Below are 17,650 nucleotides of genomic sequence, written 5' to 3'. Positions count from 1 at the left end.
ATGGCTGGGCTCCAGAGGCGACGCACGATGGATGGTTTGGCGGTAAAGGGAAAGGACAAGGACCACGCGAATCTGCCGAGTGCAGGTGAGCGATGTCTGGCGCAGTGGGCGGGGGCCGACCGAAACGAACGACGACGTACTTCTCTCGGCAGCTCGGGCTACGGCCCGCACCACAGCGGGCGCCTCAATCGGACGGCACGGTCACGGCACGAGCGCCAAGGCGGAGGCGAACCGAGGGCGGACTTCGGAAATGGCGTCGGCCGACCACGCCGCCGCCTACGGAGTATTCGACGGATCCCGGCAACGTCGGCCCCATCTCAAGCCGCCGTGGGGAGGGCGGCCGACGATGGGTGGAGTTCGGCCAGGACCGCGCGCGCCGCGGTGACCAGGGCGCCCTTGGGTGGGAGGTCGAACTCGCCCGTTTCGAGGGTGGCGGCGACGCGGCGTTCGGGTGGCAAGGTGGCGAGCAGGGGTGGGCCGAGGAGCGCCGTGGTGCGGGAAGGGGGTGCGCCGGCGTGGGGGTGTCCACTTGCGACGATGGCGAGGCGGTCGGCGTGGGGCCGGAGGAGGTCGAGGACCTGCCGCGCGGCCATGCAGGCGCGGAATTCGACCGGGACGACCAAGACCACCAAGTCGGCGAGAGAGGCGACGGCCAAAGCGCCCTCGTCGAGGTGGCGGGGCAGGTCGCAGACGACGGTGCGGCCCGAGCGGCGGCCGGCGGTGACCACGGCGGAAAGGGCGCGCGGGTCGGGGCCGGGGCCGGTGCGGCCGCAGGCCAGCACGGGCAGGGTGCCGCGGCGAGGTAGGGCGTCGACCAGAGACGGCAGCGAGACGCGGCCCGACAACCGGACGTCGGGCCAGCGGTGGCCGGGCGTGTTTTCCAAGCCCAGTGGGAGATCCAGGCCGCCGCCCAAGGGATCGCAATCGACGAGCAGCGCAGGGCCGGCGCGGTCGGCTTGGACGGCCGTGGCGGCGGCGAGCACGGAAGCGCTCGCGCCGCCGCGGCCGCCGAGGAAGGCGAGAACCGGGCCGGGGTGTTCGGCGGGGGCGTCGGCGACGTCGGCCAAAGCCACTGTCAGGTCTGATTCGTCGTCGGGCAGGCACAGGACGCGGCGGGCGCCGACGAGGGCCGCGCGGCGCCAGGACTCGACGCCCACCGCTCCTTTCGACACCACCAAGACGCCGTCGCGACGGGGTAAGTGCAGGTCGTCGGCGGAGTCCTCGTCGATCACGACCAGCGGTGCCCGCGTCCAGCGTGGACGCGCGGCCACGAGATCCGGTGCGCGGTCGAGCTCGCAGCCGGCCACCGCGGCGACGCGCAGGATCTCGTCGAGCACCGCGCCGTCGGCGGCGACGACAAGTGGACGTGCGGTTCTCATGAAGCCCTCCCCCTTGCGGAGCGAACCCGGGCCACGTGGACCGGGTCCCACCAAGATCACCCGGCCCGGACGCGACGGCAATGGCCAACCGCGCAACCTGTGGACAACCCGTGGCTTGTGGACAACTCCCGCCCGAAACGGCTCGGCGCGAAGTTCCGGTCGGATCGATGAGGCACAATGCACGACCAGCCGCGACCCCGGAACCGGGGAATTCCAGGCAATCTCGTAATTGCCACGAAAAACATCCTGGCGATCCGCGAACACGGAGGAAAAAATGCACTACCCGGGAAAAGAGGGCGGCCCTCGCCAGGGGGGAGGGACGAGGGCCGCCGTGGGTTCAGCCCCGGGGGGTCGGACTGAACCGGCCCGGTTGGACACCGGGTTCCCACACTGTAACTCCCCCGGACACCGGTTGGCGCCGCAAGCGACACCTACGATTCGGTAACGGCATCCAAAGCCGGATGCACTGTGCTGTCATGGATTTTCCGCCGAGCGGGCGCGCCGGTGTTCGATCAACGCGAGGACGCGGGCGCCGCTTCTCCTATCCTGATCACGTGGCCGAACCCAGCACCGCGCCGCCGCGCGAATCCCACCCCGAAGAACCCGGGCGAGCCGTCGCCGCGTTCTTCGATCTCGACAAGACCATCATCGCTTCTTCCAGCGCGCTGGCGTTCAGCAAACCATTACTCAGAGAAGGGCTGATCAACCGCCGAGCCGCTTTACGTAGCGCGTACGCACAACTCGTCTTCTCCCTCGCGGGCGCCGACGCCGACAAGACCGAACGCATGCGCGCGGAGGTCTCGAAGCTCTGCGCCGGCTGGGATGTCGCCCAGGTTTCCGCGATCGTGCAGGAAACGCTTCACGACGTGGTGGACCCCCTCGTGTACGTCGAGGCCACCGATCTCATCAACCGCCACCTCGCCGACGGCCACGACGTCGTCGTCCTCTCCGCCACCGGCGAAGAGGTCGCCGCACCCGTCGCCGCGATGCTCGGCGCCACGCGTTGCGTCGCCACGCGCATGGAGATCGCCGACGGGCGCTACACCGGCGAAGTCGCCTTCTACTGCTACGGCGACAACAAAGCCGTCGCCGCGAAGCAGCTCTCCGCGACGTACGGGTACGACCTCGCCGAGTGCTTCGCCTACACCGATTCGAGCACCGACATCCCGCTCCTGGAGACCGTCGGCCACCCGCACGCGGTGAACCCCGACAAGCTCCTGCGGCGCGAAGCCGGCGAACGCGGCTGGCCGATCCTCGCGTTCGAACGCCCGATGTCCCTGCGCAGCCGGATCCCCGCCCGGTCCGCGGGCATGGTCGCGCTCGGTGTGGGCGCCTTCGCGGCGGGCGCCACCTGGTACAGCCTGGTTCGTCGCCGACGGTTCCGAACGCCCCCGCGCTAGGCACCCACACGGCGGTACCGCGACCCATTTTCTCAAGCGTAGAGCGGAATCGGCCGTTGCTCAGGGTATGTGCATCACCGGATCGAGCCTCTTTTACCGGTGCACCCGTCCACACTCTTGAAGTGACCGGGCTCACGGCGTAGAAAGTAGGTGCGGACGTTGAGCCGGCCAGGGCAGAGGTAGAAGAGAAGCCTCTGTCACCCCGGGCAACCTCCGTGCGCGGACTCCGGGTACCCACGCGCAGCGCGCCGCGGGAGGCTCGTCGTCTAGGGACTGCGTACCGGGACGCCGGACGCCGAGTCCATGAAGGTACGACCAGAGTTGCACGCTTGGTCGCCCGAGATGTTCCGCGCTTGCAGGCGGCGCCCGCCGGCTTCGGCCGACGGGCGCCGCCAGCGTTTCCGCCACTGTGTCTGTGTTTCCACCACTGTGTCTTTCGCACAGCATGCCCAGGTGAAACCCCACGTTCCTGCGCTCGGCCGATGGACAACGCCCAAGCCGGTGAGTAGCTTCCCGATACCGGCGCCGCCAGGTGGACTTCTCACCACCCGCGGCGCACGACACTGGGAGGCCCTTTCGTGACGACCCGACTCGCGCGCACGCGCCCGCGGAGGATCCATGCACTCGCCGTCCCCCTCGCGGGGCTCCTCGCCGTCGCCGGAATCGGCGCGACCGCTTCAGGCGGCACACCGGACGCGAAAGGGATGACCTCCCTCGACGCCGCCGCCCAGCAGGCGCTCCACGGCCTCAGCCTCGAGGAAAAAGTCGGGCAGCTGTTCGTCACCTGGGTGAACGGCAAGTCCGCCGATGAGGTAAACCCCAAGAACCAGACGGACTTCGGCGTCGACACGCCCGCCGAGGTCGTTCGCAAGTACCATCTCGGCGGCGTCATCTACTTCAACAACGACACCCGCGACAACTTCGACACCCCGACCCAGGTCGCGAAGCTCTCCAACGGCCTGCAGCAGGCCGCGATCTCCAGTGGCGCCCACATCCCGTTGCAGATCGGCACCGACCAGGAGGGCGGCACCGTCACCCGGATGGGCGCTCCGGCCACGGAGTTCCCCAACTCCATGGCCATCGCCGCCGGCCGCAGCACCGACAGCGCGACGCAGGCGGCCACGATCATCGGCCACGAACTGCGCGCCGTCGGCATCAACCAGGACTTCGCGCCCGACTCGGATGTGAACTCCAACCCGGCCAACCCGGTGATCGGCGTGCGCTCGTTCGCCGGCCGGCCGGGGCTCGCGAGCCAGTTCGTGACGGCCGAGGTCAAGGGCTACCAGAACTCCGGCCCGTCCTTCGAAACCGTTTCCTCCACGGCAAAACACTTCCCCGGCCACGGCGACGCCGCCACCGACAGCCACACCGGCCTGCCACGCATCGACCGCACCGAGGACGAGTGGCGCAAGATCGACGTGCCGCCGTTCAAGGCCGCCATCGCCGCGGGCATCGACTCGATCATGAGCGCCCACATCCAGTTCCCGAGCCTCGACCCGTCGGGTGAGCCGGCCACGCTGTCGAAGCCGATCATCACCGGCAAGCTGCGCAACGAGCTGGGTTACAACGGTGTGGTGATCACCGACGCGCTGGAGATGCAGGGCGTGCGCGAGATCCACAGCGACGCCGAAATCCCTGTGCTGGCACTGAAGGCCGGCATCGACCAGCTGCTCATGCCGGTGCACCTCGACCTCGCGATCAACTCCGTGATCTCCGCCGTGAAGTCCGGCGACCTGCCGATGCAGCGGATCGACCAGAGCGTGCTGCGGGTGCTCAAGCTGAAGCTCAAGCGCGGCATCCTCACCGCGCCGTTCGACAACCCGGCGCTCGTCGGGAAGAAGGTCGGCACGCCGGCGCACCTCGCCACCGCGCAGGGCATCGCCGACCGCTCGATCACCGCGATCGCCAACGACGCGGGCGTGCTGCCGCTCAAGCAGAAGCCCGCCACCGCGCTCGTCACCGGCTGGGGCGTAGCCAGCACGCAGACGCTCGCCAACCGCCTCACCGCCCACGGCACCCAGGCGACCGCGCTGCAGACCGGGCAAACCCCGTCGGACGACCTCATCGCCCAGGCCGCCGCGGCCGCCGCGAAGACCGACCTCGTGGTAGTGCTCACGAACAACCTCGGCGGATTTCCCTTGCAGAACAAGCTTTTGCAGGCGTTGATGGACACCGGCAAGCCCGTGGTCGCCGTCGCCGCGCAGATCCCGTACGACGCCGGGTACGCCAACCCCGTTCCCACGTGGCTCGCGACCTACGGCTACATCACACCGTCGCTCGAGGCGCTCGCGAAGGTCGTGCTCGGCGAGACGAAGCCGAGCGGCAAGCTGCCCGTCGACGTCCCGGCGGGCGCCGACGTGAACACCGTCAAGTACCCCTTCGGACATGGGCTGAGCTGGTGAACGTCAACCGCAGGAAGTTCCTCGCCGTCCCCGCGCTCGCCGTCCCGGTGCTCGCGGGCGGCTCGGCCGTCGCGCAAGCAGCACCGGCAGCGCAACCGAGCCACCACCAAAAAGTGCTCACCGGCGCCGAACAACTCGCCGCCCAACACTGGCGCCCGCTCGCCGGCCGCAAGCTCGGCGTGCTGTCCAACCCGACCGGCGTGCTCGCGAGCGGCGACCACATCGTCGACGACATGGTCGCCGCCGGGGTCCGCCCCGTCGCCGCCTTCGGCCCCGAACACGGCTTCCGCGGCAGCGCGCAGGCCGGCGGTTCCGAAGGCGACTACACGGATCCACGCACCGGCATCCCCGTGTACGACGCGTACGGCGCCGACGCGGTGAAGCTCGCGACACTGTTCACCAAGGCCGGCCTCGACACCGTCGTGTTCGACATCGCCGACGTCGGCGCCCGCTTCTACACCTACATCTGGTCGCTCTACACGGCGATGGTCGCGGCGGCGAAGGTCGGCGCGGCGTTCGTGGTGCTCGATCGGCCGAACCCGATCGGCGGCCGCCTCGCCGGCCCGGTGCTCGACCCTAAGTTCGCCTCCGGCGTCGGCCGCAAGCCGATCGCGCAGCAGCACGGCATGACCGTCGGCGAGCTGGCGCGGCTGTTCAACACCGAGTTCCTGCCCGGCGAAGGCGTGAAGCCGGCGAAGCTGGACGTCGTCGAGGTCCGCGGCTGGCGGCGAGACATGCTCTTCGCCGAAACCGGTCTCGACTGGGTCATGCCGAGCCCGAACATGCCGACGCCGCACACCGCGATCGTCTACCCCGGCACCTGTCTGTTCGAAGGCACGCTCTTCGCGGAGGGCCGCGGCACCACGCGCCCGTTCGAGATCATCGGCGCGCCGGGTGTCGACTGGCCCTGGCGCGACAAGCTCGAAGCGCTCGACCTGCCCGGCGCGCGCTTCCGCGAGACGTACTTCGTGCCGACGTTCAGCAAGTTCGTGAACGAGACTTGCGGCGGCGTGCAGCTCACCGTCACTGATCCGAAGGCCTTCGACGCGATCACCACCGCCGTCGCGATGCTCGTGACCGCGAAGCAGGTCGCGCCGCAAACGTTCGACTGGCGGCCCGACCACGCCATCGACTTGCTGTCGGGTTCCGACCGGCTGCGCACCATGATCGACGCCGGCGCCGGGGTCGACGAGGTCACCGGCGCCTGGCGCGCCGAGCTCGCCGCCTTCGACCGCAAGCGCCGGCCCTACCTGATCTATCGCTGAGGAGAGCGGTCATGCGTGCTAGGAAGGTGCTCGCCGCGACGAGCATGGCGATGGCCGTGCTGGTCGCAACCACGTCCATCGCAGGAGCCGCCGCCATCGCCACCACGACGCAGCACGACCCGCTCGCCGGGCGCTTCGACGTGGTGCGACACGGCTTCGCGGCGCCGTCGACGACGTTGCGTGAAGGCAAGCCGTCCGACGTCGGGCTCGACGGCGGGCCCATCAAGTCCGCCGAGCAGTTCCTGGCGAGCTGGACGCAGCCCGACGCGTCCGGCCACCCGCACTTCTCCGGCGCCGTCGGCCTGCTCGCCCACGACGGCGTGGTCGTCGACCGCTACGCCGTCGGCGGGGCACTGAGGTATGCCGACGCCGCGGGCACCGAGCTGCCGAATGACCAGCAGGTCCCGATGCGGAACGACACGATCTTCGACATGGCGTCGATCTCGAAGCTGTTCACCTCGATCGCTGCGCTGCAGCTGGTGGAGCAGGGCAAGCTCGACGTCAACGCACCCGTCGTGCGCTACCTGCCCGAGTTCGGCGTGAACGGCAAGCAGGCCGTGACGATCGAGCAGCTGCTCACGCACACGTCCGGCTTCGACGCCGACCCCGTGCCCTCGCTGTGGCAGGGCTACCCCGACATCCCGTCGCGCCGCAAGGCCGTGCTCGACAGCCCGCTGAAGAACGCGCCGGGCACGACGTACCTCTACTCCGACCTCAACATGCTCACCCTCGGCTTCGTCATCGAGAAGCTCACCGGGCAGACGCTCGACAAGGTGGTGCACGACCGCATCACCGCGCCGCTGGGCATGGTCGACACCGGCTACAACCCGCCCGCGTCGAAGCTGAACCGCGTCGCCGCGACCGAGTACGAGGCCGACCCGCCGCGCGGGCTCGTGCGCGGCCAGGTGCACGACGAGAACGCGTGGTCCCTCGGCGGCGTCGCCGGGCACGCCGGCGTGTTCTCCACCGCGAGCGACCTGGCGATCCTCTGCCAGACGATCCTCAACGGCGGCACCTACCGGGGCAAGCGCATCCTGCGTCCGGACACCGTCGAGACGATGCTGACCAACTACAACCAGCGCTTCCCCGACGACGCCCACGGCCTCGGGTTCGAGCTCGACCAGCCCTGGTACATGGGTGCCCTTTCCTCACCGGTGACGGCGGGCCACACCGGATTCACCGGGACGACGCTGGTCATCGACCCGGAATCGCGGTCGTTCGCGTTGTTGCTGACCAACCGAGTGCACCCGAGTCGTAACTGGGGCTCCATCAACACGGCCCGCCAGGTCTGGGCCAGTTCGCTGGCCCAAGCCATGGCTGTGAAGCCCGTTCAGGGCCGGGACGCGTGGTTCGCGGGCCTCGGCGACAAGTCGACGGCTACGCTGAGTACGCAGCCCTTGACATCGCGATCCGGCGGCCCGCTACAGGTCTCCTTCTACGCCTTTGTGGATACGGAAGGTCCGACTGATCCACTTCAGCTGGAATCGTCCTCGGACGGCGTTTATTGGCAACCAGTCGCCGTTCATGCAAACGGAGCAGGCGCACCCCCCGGACAGGTGACGTCGCTCTCAGGTCACGGACACCGTGCCTGGTGGCGCGTGACGGCAGAACTACCGGCCTCGAGCGTTACGACACTGCGCTGGCGTTACAACACCGACGCGAGTTACACCGGACGCGGAGTTTCCGTCGACGGTGTGAAAGTCACCGAACGCGGCCGGACAGTTCTCGATGGTGAGCGGAATCCGTCGGCACTCACCGCGACCGGGTGGATTTTGAGCGCTCGGTGACCGGGGTGTCGCGCAGCGCCGAACTGGCCCTCCCACTCAGCGATCCGAAGCCTTTTGCGGGGCGACACTAAGTTGCCAAGTCGTTAGCTTGAGCTCGTTAACAAGGTCGACCTGGTTAGCGACTTTCTGGTCAACGATTAATCGCAAAACGAAGTCCGCAGACACGGACGGGTTGCGATCCTGCCGAAGGATGTGGGTAGCCTTGTCGCAAATGCCAACGGTTAGTAACTTTCCGACGGTCGACGATGCCGATTCCGTAACCATCCCGGCACCGTCCGAGCAAACCCCAGCTCAGGCCACTGTGCGTGACGCCGATGCGAGCCCGCTGGTCCGCATCCGCTCGCTGCTGCCCGGGCTCGCCCGCGCCGAGCAGCGCGTGGCGAAGGTCGTGCTGGAAGACCCCGCGTCGGTGGCGCGCCGGAGCATCACCGAGGTCGCCCTCGCCGCCAGCACCAGTGAGACCACGGTGACGCGGTTCTGCAAGGCCGTCGGCGTCGGCGGGTACCCGCAGCTGCGCATCGCGCTGGCCGCGGACACCGCGCGCACCGAAGCCAGAACCACGCGCAACCTCGGTGGCGAGATCGCTCCGGACGACGACCTCGCGGCCGTGATCGGCAAGGTCAGCTTCGCCGACGCACGCGCCGTCGAGGAGACGGCCGACCAGCTCGACGTCGCGACCATGCAGCGCGTGATCGACCTCGTGGCCGAGGCCGGCCGCGTGGACGTCTACGGCGTGGGCGCGAGCGCGTTCGTGGCCGCCGACCTGCAGCAGAAGCTGCACCGCATCGGCCGCGTGAGCTTCTCGTGGTCCGACACGCACATCATGCTCACCTCGGCCGCGGTGCTCAGCCCCGGCGACGTCGCCATCGGCGTCTCCCACACGGGCGCGACCACCGACACCGTGGAGGCGCTGCGCGTCGCCCGCGAGCACGGCGCGGTCACCGTCGCCGTCACGAACTTCCCGCGTTCGCCGATCACGGAGGTCGCCGACCACGTGCTCACCACGGCCGCACGGGAAACCACCTTCCGTTCCGGGGCCACGGCGAGCCGCATCGCGCAGCTCACCGTGATCGACTGCCTGTTCATCGGGGTCGCGCAGCGGCACATGGACGCCTCCGTCAGCGCGCTGGACGCGACGAGGGACGCGGTCGGCTCGCACCGGCTCGGGGTCAGGCCCGACGGTCGCCGCCGTCCGCGGGAAACCGGTAAGTGAACCGAGAAACGAGGCGCATGATGTCCGTCCCCACGCAGGCGGTACACGTCGATTCGCCGACCGAGCAGCGCAACCCCCGCACGGTGGACATCGACCTGATGTCCACCATGGGGATCCTCAGCGCCATCAACGCCGAGGACCGCCGGGTGCCCGACGCGGTGGCCGCGGTGCTGCCCCAGCTGGCGCGCGCGGTCGACTACGCCGTGGAAGCCCTGCGGGGCGGCGGCCGCGTGCACTACGTCGGGGCGGGCACGTCGGGCCGCCTGGCGACGCTGGACGCGGCCGAGCTCGTGCCGACGTTCAACGTGCCGCCGGACCTCTTCGTCGCGCACCACGCGGGCGGCGAGAAGGCCCTGCGGCAGGCGGTGGAGAACGCCGAGGACGACGACGAGGCCGGCGCGGCCGAGCTCGCTGCTGTGGTGCAGCCGGGCGACTTCGTGCTCGGCCTCGCCGCCTCCGGGCGCACGCCGTTCGTGCTCGGCGCGCTCGAGGCGTCGAGCCGCCTCGGCGCGCACACGGGGCTGGTCTCGGCCAACCCGCGCGCGTCGAAGCCGGCCGGCGTCGACGCGCTCATCGCCGTGGCCACCGGCCCGGAGGTGATCGCCGGCTCGACCCGGATGAAGGCGGGCACGGCGCAGAAGCTGATCCTCACGGCGTTCTCCACGGCCACGATGATCAAGCTGGGGAAGACCTACTCGAACCTGATGGTCAGCATGCGGGCCACGAACGCGAAGCTGCGCGGCCGCACGATCCGCATCCTGCAGGAAGCCACGGGCCTGACCATGGCCGACTGCTCCGACGCCCTCACCGAGGCCGGCGGCGACCTCAAGACGGCCCTCGTGCACCTGCTGTCGGGCTCCGACGTCGAGCACTCCGCGGCGGCGTTGGAAGCCAACAGCGGGCACGTGCGCAAGGCCTTGGACTCGCTGCACCTTCGCGCAAGCTGAGTCTTTGGCCTCGGCTCCGCCGAGGCGTGCGAGCTCGCGTGGTGGTCGGCCAAAAACGGCAACGACGCAATTCGGTCAAGAGCCCCTCATCTCCTGATGAGGGGCTCTTTTGTGAACCTGAGCTTATTGCGGTTCATCTGTTCACCTGCCTAATCTCTCAGGTGTTGTCAGCGAGGGGAAGGCAGAATCGCCATGGTCGACCTACAACCTCGGACCAGGCAGCCGCTGTCGAGGCGGGAGTGGGTGTCGCTGTCCGGAATGGCGGCGGTGATCCTGCTGCTGAACCTCGTGGGCTGGGGTGTGCTGGTGCTGTTCATCGCGCCGCACCACTACGACCTCGGGGCGTCGGGGGTCTTCGGCATCGGGCTGGGGGTCACGGCGTTCACGCTCGGCATGCGCCACGCGTTCGACGCCGACCACATCGCGGCGATCGACAACACCACGCGCAAGCTGATGTCCGAGGGCCAGCGGCCGCTGTCGGTCGGGTTCTGGTTCTCGCTGGGGCACTCGACGATCGTGTTCGGGTTGTGCCTCTTGCTCTCGTTCGGCGTTCGGGCGGTCGCCGGGCAACTCGAAGACGACGGGTCGACGCTGCACGAGACGACCGGGCTCATCGGCACGTCGGTTTCGGGCGTTTTCCTCTACCTCATCGCGATCATCAACCTCGTGGCGCTCGTCGGGATCGTCCGGGTTTTCGCGCGGATGCGCCGCGGTGAGCTCGACGAAGCCGCGCTGGAACGCCAACTCGACAAGCGCGGGTTCATGAACCGCCTGCTGCGCGGTGCGACGAAGGCCGTGCGCAAGCCGTGGCACATCTACCCCGTGGGCGTCCTCTTCGGACTCGGGTTCGACACCGCGACGGAGATCGGGCTGCTGGTCCTCGCGGCCGGCGCGGCGGCGTTCGCACTGCCCTGGTACGCGATCCTCGTGCTGCCCGTGCTCTTCGCCGCCGGCATGAGCCTGTTCGACGCCGCCGACGGCGTGTTCATGAACTTCGCCTACGGCTGGGCGTTTTCGCGGCCCATCCGCAAGATCTACTACAACATCACGGTCACGGCGCTTTCCGTGGCCGTGGCGCTGGTCATCGGCACGATCGAGCTCGTGTCGATCCTCGCCGACCAGCTCGACATCACGCACGGGCCGCTCGCCATCATCGCCGACGTGGACCTCGACTACGTCGGGTTCGCGATCGTCGGGCTGTTCATCCTGACCTGGCTGGTCGCGCTCGCCGTGTGGCGGTTCGGGCGGATCGAGGAGAAGTGGTCGGCGCGGCTCACTGACCACTGAGCCGCTCGACGCGCAGCGCGAGCTGGATCTCCAGCGCGCGTTCGGGCTCGCGCCAGTCGTCGCCCAGCAGCGCGGAGACGCGGTCGAGGCGCTGCACCACGGTGTTCACGTGGACGTGCAGCTCGTCCTTGGCGCGTGCGAGATTTCCACCGGCCGCGAAGTACGCGCGCAGCGTGCCGATGAGGTCGGTGCCGCGGCGGGAGTCGTAGTCCAGGACCGGGCCGAGCGTGGCCGTGACGTAGGCGGGCAGGTCGGCATGGCGGCCCAGTAACACGCCGAGGAAACCCAGCTCGGCCATCGCCGCGCCGTCGCCTTCGCGGCCCACGGCGAGCAGCGTGCTGACGCAACGAACAGCCTCGGCGTACGCGTGGGCGAGCGCGGCGGGACCCTTCGCGGGGCCGGCCGCACCGACCGTCACCGGACAGTCCACAACGGACTGAAGCTCACGCGCCACCTTGGCCGCCCCGACGCCGTCCGGCGCGAGAGCGACCACCTGCTCCGCGTGCACACCCACCAGGTCGCCGTACCGCGCGCACGCCGACGCGAGGCCACGGCGGGAAATCCCCGGCGCGTGGGCGACGAGCACCACGTGCGGCGCCGACAAGTCGACACCCAGCCGTCGCGCACGGGCTGTCAACGACGCCGGGTTGCGCGCGGGTGCCGTCAGCAGATCCGTGAGCAGCTCGCCGCGCACCTCGTCCTCGGCCTGCGCCACGGACCGGCGCAGCATCAGCAGCAACGCCGTGACCACGGCCGCGCGCTCGAACAACCGCCGGTCCGCACCCGCCAGCTCCGGCCGTCCCGCCAGCGTGAGGCTGCCCAGCAGTTCCTGACCGGCCCGCACCGCGCACACCCAGGTGTCCGATGTGGACTCCGCGCGCCCGCTGCCGCGCGAAGAAGCCACCGCCGGCGCGTCGAACGACAGCAAGGAGCCCGCCAGCAAATCCCCCGAAGCGTCGTGGACGGCAATCTCGCCACGCAGCACGCCCGCCACCTCCGCGGCGACTTCCGGCAGGTCACCGCCCCGGAGCACGAGGTCCATCAGGCGGTCGTGAGCTTCGTCGGCGCGGCGCATGGTCGCGTTCACTGCGTTGAGCTCGGCGGCCGAGCGGCGCGTCGCGTCGAGCAGGTGCGCGCTGTCCAGGGCGATCGCCGCGTGGTTGGCCAGCGACGACAGCAGCGCGACCTCCGCCGTCGAGAACTCGCGCGGCGCACGGTCCGACGCGTAGAGCACACCCAGCACTTTGCCGCCGATGGCCAGCGGCACGCCGAGGATCGCCGTGAGGCCCTCCTCCAGCACGCCGGTGTCGATGGGTGAGGTATGGCGGAAGCGCGCGTCGGCGAAGTAGTCCGCCGTCGCATACGGCCGCGCGGTCTGGGCCACGAGCCCGCCGAGCCCCTCGCCCATGCCGAGCACGATCTGCTGGAACAACGCGGAAACCGAGCCGTCCGTGACCCGGATGTAGGTCTTGCCGGCGGCCTCGTCGTTCAGGCTCAGGTACGACACGTCGACACCGAGCAGAGTCCGCGCCCGCCGCACGATCGAGCGCAGCACCGCGTCCGGGTCACGCAGCCGCGCGAGGTCGCTCGCGGTGTCGAACAACGCCGTGAGTTCGGCCTCCCGCCGCTGGTGCTCGGTAAGCGTCTCGCGGACGCGCAGCGCGAGCTCGGTCGCGTCGGCGCCGGACTCGCGCGCGGCGTGCGCCAGCTGCTCGCTGCTCGCCCCGGCGGCGAGCAGCTCGACCAACCGGCGGTAGGGATCCACACAGGTCATGCTGTCACTGAGCGCCGTTCGGCGGGAGCCTCCTCCAGCGATTCACCGCGCGTCTCCCGCGCGCCGAGCAGGGCCAGCACCGACAGCACGCACATCGCGGCGACGTAGACCGAAACCGGCAGCGTCGAGTGGTACGCCTGGAACAGCGCGACGGCGATGAGCGGCGCGATCGCGCCCGCCGCGATGGACGACAGCTGGCCGCCCACCGAAAGGCCCGTGTAGCGCACGCGCGTGGGGAACTGCTCGGCGAAGAACGCGGCCTGCGGTCCGTACATCGCGCCGTGAACCACGAGCCCGATGGTCGCCGCGCCGATCACCGCGCCCGTCGTGCGCAGGTCCAGCAGCCAGAAGAACCCGAACGCCCACGCGGCCATCCCGACCACGCCGAACAAGTACACCGGCTTGCGGCCGATCTTGTCGGAGAGCAAGCCCCACAAGGGAATCGTCACGAAGTGCACGGCCGAAGCGACCAGCACGGCCGTCAGCCCCGTCGCCTTCGGCAGGCCGAGCCCGGTGGTGACGTAGACGAGGATGAACGCCGTGATCACGTAGTACGACACGTTCTCCGCCAGCCGCGCCCCGAACGTCACGACCAGCCCGCGCAGGTGCCCGCGGAACACGTCGACGATCGGCGTGGCTTCCTCGTCTCCTGCAGCGGCCTTCGCGGCGAGGAACACCGGCGACTCCGCGACGGCCAGCCGCACCCACAGCCCGATCGCCACGAGCACGCCCGACAGCAGGAACGGGATGCGCCAGCCCCACGCGTTGAACGTCGCGTCGGACTGCACGGAGGCGAGGATCGCCAGCACCGCCGTGGCCAGCAGGTTCCCGGCCGGCACGCCGGTCTGCGGCCATGACGCCCAGAAACCTCGCCGGCGGTCGTCGCCGTGCTCGGACACGAGCAGCACCGCGCCGCCCCATTCGCCGCCGAGCGCGAAGCCCTGTACGAGCCGCAGCAGCGTCAACAGGATCGGGGCGAGGACGCCGACGGCGCCGTACGTGGGCAGCACGCCCATGAGGAACGTCGAGCCGCCCATCATCACCAGGCTCACCACGAGCAGGCGCTTGCGCCCGATGCGGTCGCCGAAGTGGCCGAACACCAGCCCGCCGACGGGTCGCGCAAGGAAGCCGACCGCGTAGGTCAGCAGTGCGAGCAGCGTGCCGGTGAGCGGGTCGGCGTTCGGGAAGAACAGCTTGTTGAACACGAGCGCGGCGGCCGAGGTGTAGAGGAAGAAGTCGTACCACTCCACGGTGGTGCCGATCAGGCTCGCGCCGACCACGCGCAGCAGGCCGGCCCGGGTTGGTGTTGTCACTGCAGACTCCACTTCGTTGTGGGGACGGGGTTTCAGGCGGCCGACCAGCCGCCGTCCAGGGGCAGCGACGCGCCCGTGACGTGCCCGGCGTGCTCGCCGCACAGCCACACCACGAGGTCGGCGACGTCCGCCGGTTCGATGAGCCGTTTGATCGCGGCGCGCCGCAGCAGCACCTGCTCCACGACTTCATCGGCGTCGAGGCCGTGTTCGGCGGCCTGCGCGTCGATCTGGCCGGTGACCAGCGGCGTGCGCACGTAGCCGGGGTTGACGCAGTTGGACGTCACGCCGTGCTCCGCACCTTCGAGAGCGGCCACTTTGGACAATCCCTCGAGCGCGTGTTTCGCCGTGACGTACGCGGCTTTGAACGGGCTGGCGCGCAGGCCGTGCACGCTGGAGACGTTGACGATCCGGCCCCAGCCGCGCGCGTACATCGCCGGCAGCGACCGGCGGATCAGCAGGAACGGCGCCGTCACCATCAGCGCCTGGATCCGCGCGAACTGCTCGGGCGGGAAGTCGGGCAGCGCGGCCACGTGCTGGAATCCGGCGTTGTTCACCAGCACGTCCAGCTCGGCGGGCAACGCGTCGATCACCGCGGGGTCGGTGAGGTCACCGACGTGCGCCCAGCCGCCGATCTCGGCCGCGGCCGCTTCGGCACCGCGCGCGTCGAGGTCGACGACGTGCACCTTCGCCCCGGCCGCGGCCAACGCGCGAACGCAGGCGAGCCCGATTCCGCTCGCACCGCCGGTCACGAGGGCGACGCGGCCATCAAGGTCGCCTTGTGAGCTGTGACGTACCCCACTGGTCATGGGCTACGAGGTTAGGTCTCGCCCACCTCGCCGACCATGTGTCCGGCCACCACAGCCCGGCGAGACCCAGTGTGGCCGGACCACACCCCTAACCGGCGGCGGACGAAATGCTGCGAGCCTCCCGCGCACCCGCTTCGAACGCCTCACAGCAGAACAGCAGCCACTCCCGCACCCCGTCCGTCGTCCCGGCGGCGAAGCCGGAAGCGAGCTCGACGTACTTCGGCACGCGCCGGAAGAACGCCACCTCCGGCACGGTCAGCGCCTTCGGGTCCAGGCCCGTCGCGATCATCGACAGGCGCGCCGCCGCGCGGGCGACCACGCCGTCGGCCGAGCCGAAGGGGCGCAGGGCCAGCAGCTCGCCGTGCACCACGGCCGTGAGCACCGGCCCGGGCACGGAGGTCGCCCCCGTGACGAGCTGGGCCAGCAGCTCCAGGCGCTCACCTCCGGCAAGGGGCCGGCCGAGTGCGTCGGGATCGTCGACGACGTCGGCGGCGGCCAGGACGTGCAGGCGGGCCAACGCCTGCAACGGCGCGCGCCGCCAGGTCGGCAGGAGTGGTTCCAGCGACTCGGCCACGCGCAGGGCGCCGGCGAGCAGGGGGTCGGCGACCGCGCCGTCGGCGGGCAGCTCAGGGTTCGCGCCGTCGATGCCGGCCGACGCTCGCGCGGCGCGCACCGACGCCTCGGCGGCCGTTTCCGCGCCGCCGCGCAGGTTGGCAGGCAGGCGGTGCACGGCGAACACCGCGTCCTGCGCCGCCTTGGCCGCGGCGGCGACGCCGTCGAGCTCCAGGAGCGGCTTGAGCGGATCGCTCATGCGTCGAGCACCTGCCCGGCGCGCTTGACGACCGGCGGCAGGACCGACCACGGGAAGTTGATCCAGCGGTCGGTGCGGCGCCACACGTACTCGCTGGAGACCGTCGAATGCGGCTTCTCGTAGATCACGGCGCAGCGCACGTCGGCCACGTGATCGGCGCAGAAGTCGCGCACGAGCTTGAGCGTTGCGCCGGTGTCAGCCACGTCGTCGGCGACGAGCACCCTCTTGTTGCTCAGGTCCACGACGTTCGGCACCGGCGGCAGCATCACCGGCAGGTCGAGGCGCTGGTCGACGCCGGTGTAGAACTCCACATTCATCACGTGCAGGTTCTTCACGTCCAGCGCGTAGCCCAGCGCGCCGGCGACGAACAGCCCGCCGCGGGCGATGGAGAGGATGAGGTCGGGCTCGAAGCCGTCGGCGGCGACCTGCTCGGCAAGCTCCCTGCTGGCGGTGCCGAACAACTCCCAGGTGAGTTCTTCCCGTGCCGCGCCGTCTTCAGCCATGCCCATGCCTCTCCTCGGTCGTTCCCGCGAGCATAAGCAACCGGGAAGTGGCCTGGATAAATGATCGAGAAATGGCTATCCAGCACGACCACTTGACGCCGTAGCTTGGGTTTCGTGAGCGACTGGAACGACCACCCGACCCTGTCCGGCACCCGCGTGCGCCTCGAGCCCCTCGGCGCGGACCACGCGAAGGGCCTGTTCGAGGCCGGTCAGGATCCCGCGATCTGGGCCTGGTTGAGCACCCGGCAGTTCGAGACCCCGGCCGACGCCGAGCGGTTCGTCGAGGCCGCCACGGCCGATCCCGACCGCCGCGCGTGGGCGCAGATCGACGTCGCCACCGGCCTCGTTGCCGGCACCACGTCGTACTACCAGGTCGCGGCGAAGCACCGGATCCTCTCGATCGGGCACACCTGGATCAGCCCGCGCCGGCAGCGCACGGCACTCAACACCGAGGCCAAGTTCCTGTTGCTGCGCAACGCTTTCGAGGCGCTCGGCGCCCAGCGCGTGGCGTGGGAGACCGACAGCCGCAACCTGCGCTCCCAACGCGCCATCGAGCGGCTCGGCGCGCTGCGCGAGGGCGTGCTGCGGGCCCACCGGATCCGTCCGGACGGCACTTCCCGCGACACGGTGGTGTACTCGATGACAGAAGCTGAATGGCCCGGCGCACGCGCCCGGCTGCTGGCCCGCCTCGCTTGAGGGCTCGCCCACACGGCTGCATCCTTGTCGTGAGCGGACTAACGTCGCTAGCGTGCCGTGAGCCGCG

Annotated in this window: 14 protein-coding genes; 8 read left to right on the top strand and 6 right to left on the bottom strand. The window is 70.0% G+C overall.

Features of this window, described 5'->3' with window-relative positions:
- Positions 1-317: 317 nt before the first annotated feature.
- Entirely contained in the window at positions 318-1,379 is a 1,062-nt protein-coding gene (gene ssd, locus AB0383_RS11865) for a septum site-determining protein Ssd (protein ID WP_366186829.1), read from the bottom strand.
- Positions 1,380-1,933: 554 nt separating this feature from the next.
- On the opposite strand from ssd, the gene AB0383_RS11860 reads away from it, so the two are divergent.
- From AB0383_RS11860 to AB0383_RS11830, 7 genes are all read left to right on the top strand, one after another.
- Positions 1,934-2,779, top strand: coding sequence for an HAD family hydrolase (locus AB0383_RS11860; protein ID WP_366186827.1), 846 nt, complete (start codon positions 1,934-1,936; stop codon positions 2,777-2,779).
- A 578-nt stretch (positions 2,780-3,357) separates the two neighbouring features.
- Positions 3,358-5,181, top strand: coding sequence for a glycoside hydrolase family 3 N-terminal domain-containing protein (locus tag AB0383_RS11855; RefSeq protein ID WP_364170484.1), 1,824 nt, complete (start codon positions 3,358-3,360; stop codon positions 5,179-5,181).
- The gene (locus AB0383_RS11850; protein WP_366186825.1) at positions 5,178-6,446 is read left to right on the top strand and encodes a DUF1343 domain-containing protein; all 1,269 of its coding nucleotides are present in this window, start codon (positions 5,178-5,180) and stop codon (positions 6,444-6,446) included. Before AB0383_RS11855 ends, AB0383_RS11850 begins: the two co-directional genes overlap by 4 nt.
- A gap of 11 nt (positions 6,447-6,457) precedes the next feature.
- On the top strand, positions 6,458-8,233 hold the full coding sequence (locus tag AB0383_RS11845) for a serine hydrolase (RefSeq protein ID WP_366186823.1): 1,776 nt from the start codon (positions 6,458-6,460) through the stop codon (positions 8,231-8,233).
- 211 nt (positions 8,234-8,444) lie between these two features.
- Positions 8,445-9,446 (top strand): MurR/RpiR family transcriptional regulator, encoded by a 1,002-nt coding sequence (locus AB0383_RS11840; RefSeq protein WP_364170476.1) that lies wholly within the window; start codon positions 8,445-8,447, stop codon positions 9,444-9,446.
- A gap of 17 nt (positions 9,447-9,463) precedes the next feature.
- Positions 9,464-10,393, top strand: coding sequence for an N-acetylmuramic acid 6-phosphate etherase (gene murQ, locus AB0383_RS11835; protein WP_364170473.1), 930 nt, complete (start codon positions 9,464-9,466; stop codon positions 10,391-10,393).
- Positions 10,394-10,585: 192 nt separating this feature from the next.
- Complete coding sequence (locus tag AB0383_RS11830) at positions 10,586-11,680, top strand: HoxN/HupN/NixA family nickel/cobalt transporter (RefSeq protein WP_364170470.1); 1,095 nt, start codon at positions 10,586-10,588, stop codon at positions 11,678-11,680.
- Here the strand turns inward: AB0383_RS11830 and AB0383_RS11825 are convergent.
- From AB0383_RS11825 to AB0383_RS11805, 5 genes are all read right to left on the bottom strand, one after another.
- Positions 11,667-13,454, bottom strand: coding sequence for a GAF domain-containing protein (locus AB0383_RS11825; protein ID WP_366186820.1), 1,788 nt, complete (start codon positions 13,452-13,454; stop codon positions 11,667-11,669). The genes AB0383_RS11830 and AB0383_RS11825 overlap by 14 nt on opposite strands.
- Positions 13,451-14,767, bottom strand: coding sequence for an MFS transporter (locus AB0383_RS11820; RefSeq protein WP_364170464.1), 1,317 nt, complete (start codon positions 14,765-14,767; stop codon positions 13,451-13,453). The genes AB0383_RS11825 and AB0383_RS11820 overlap by 4 nt, the downstream gene beginning before the upstream one ends.
- A gap of 32 nt (positions 14,768-14,799) precedes the next feature.
- Complete coding sequence (locus AB0383_RS11815; RefSeq protein ID WP_364170461.1) at positions 14,800-15,573, bottom strand: 3-hydroxybutyrate dehydrogenase; 774 nt, start codon at positions 15,571-15,573, stop codon at positions 14,800-14,802.
- A gap of 88 nt (positions 15,574-15,661) precedes the next feature.
- Complete coding sequence (locus AB0383_RS11810; protein WP_364170459.1) at positions 15,662-16,384, bottom strand: oxidoreductase; 723 nt, start codon at positions 16,382-16,384, stop codon at positions 15,662-15,664.
- Complete coding sequence (locus tag AB0383_RS11805; protein ID WP_364170456.1) at positions 16,381-16,887, bottom strand: phosphoribosyltransferase; 507 nt, start codon at positions 16,885-16,887, stop codon at positions 16,381-16,383. Before AB0383_RS11805 ends, AB0383_RS11810 begins: the two co-directional genes overlap by 4 nt.
- A gap of 114 nt (positions 16,888-17,001) precedes the next feature.
- On the opposite strand from AB0383_RS11805, the gene AB0383_RS11800 reads away from it, so the two are divergent.
- The gene (locus AB0383_RS11800; RefSeq protein ID WP_364170453.1) at positions 17,002-17,583 is read left to right on the top strand and encodes a GNAT family protein; all 582 of its coding nucleotides are present in this window, start codon (positions 17,002-17,004) and stop codon (positions 17,581-17,583) included.
- Positions 17,584-17,650: the final 67 nt, after the last annotated feature.

This window comes from Amycolatopsis sp. NPDC051373 (assembly GCF_040689465.1).
In the GTDB taxonomy this organism is placed as follows: Bacteria; Actinomycetota; Actinomycetes; order Mycobacteriales; family Pseudonocardiaceae; genus Amycolatopsis.
Note: the sequence above shows the minus strand (reverse complement) of the source record. Positions and strands in the feature narration are given on the sequence as shown.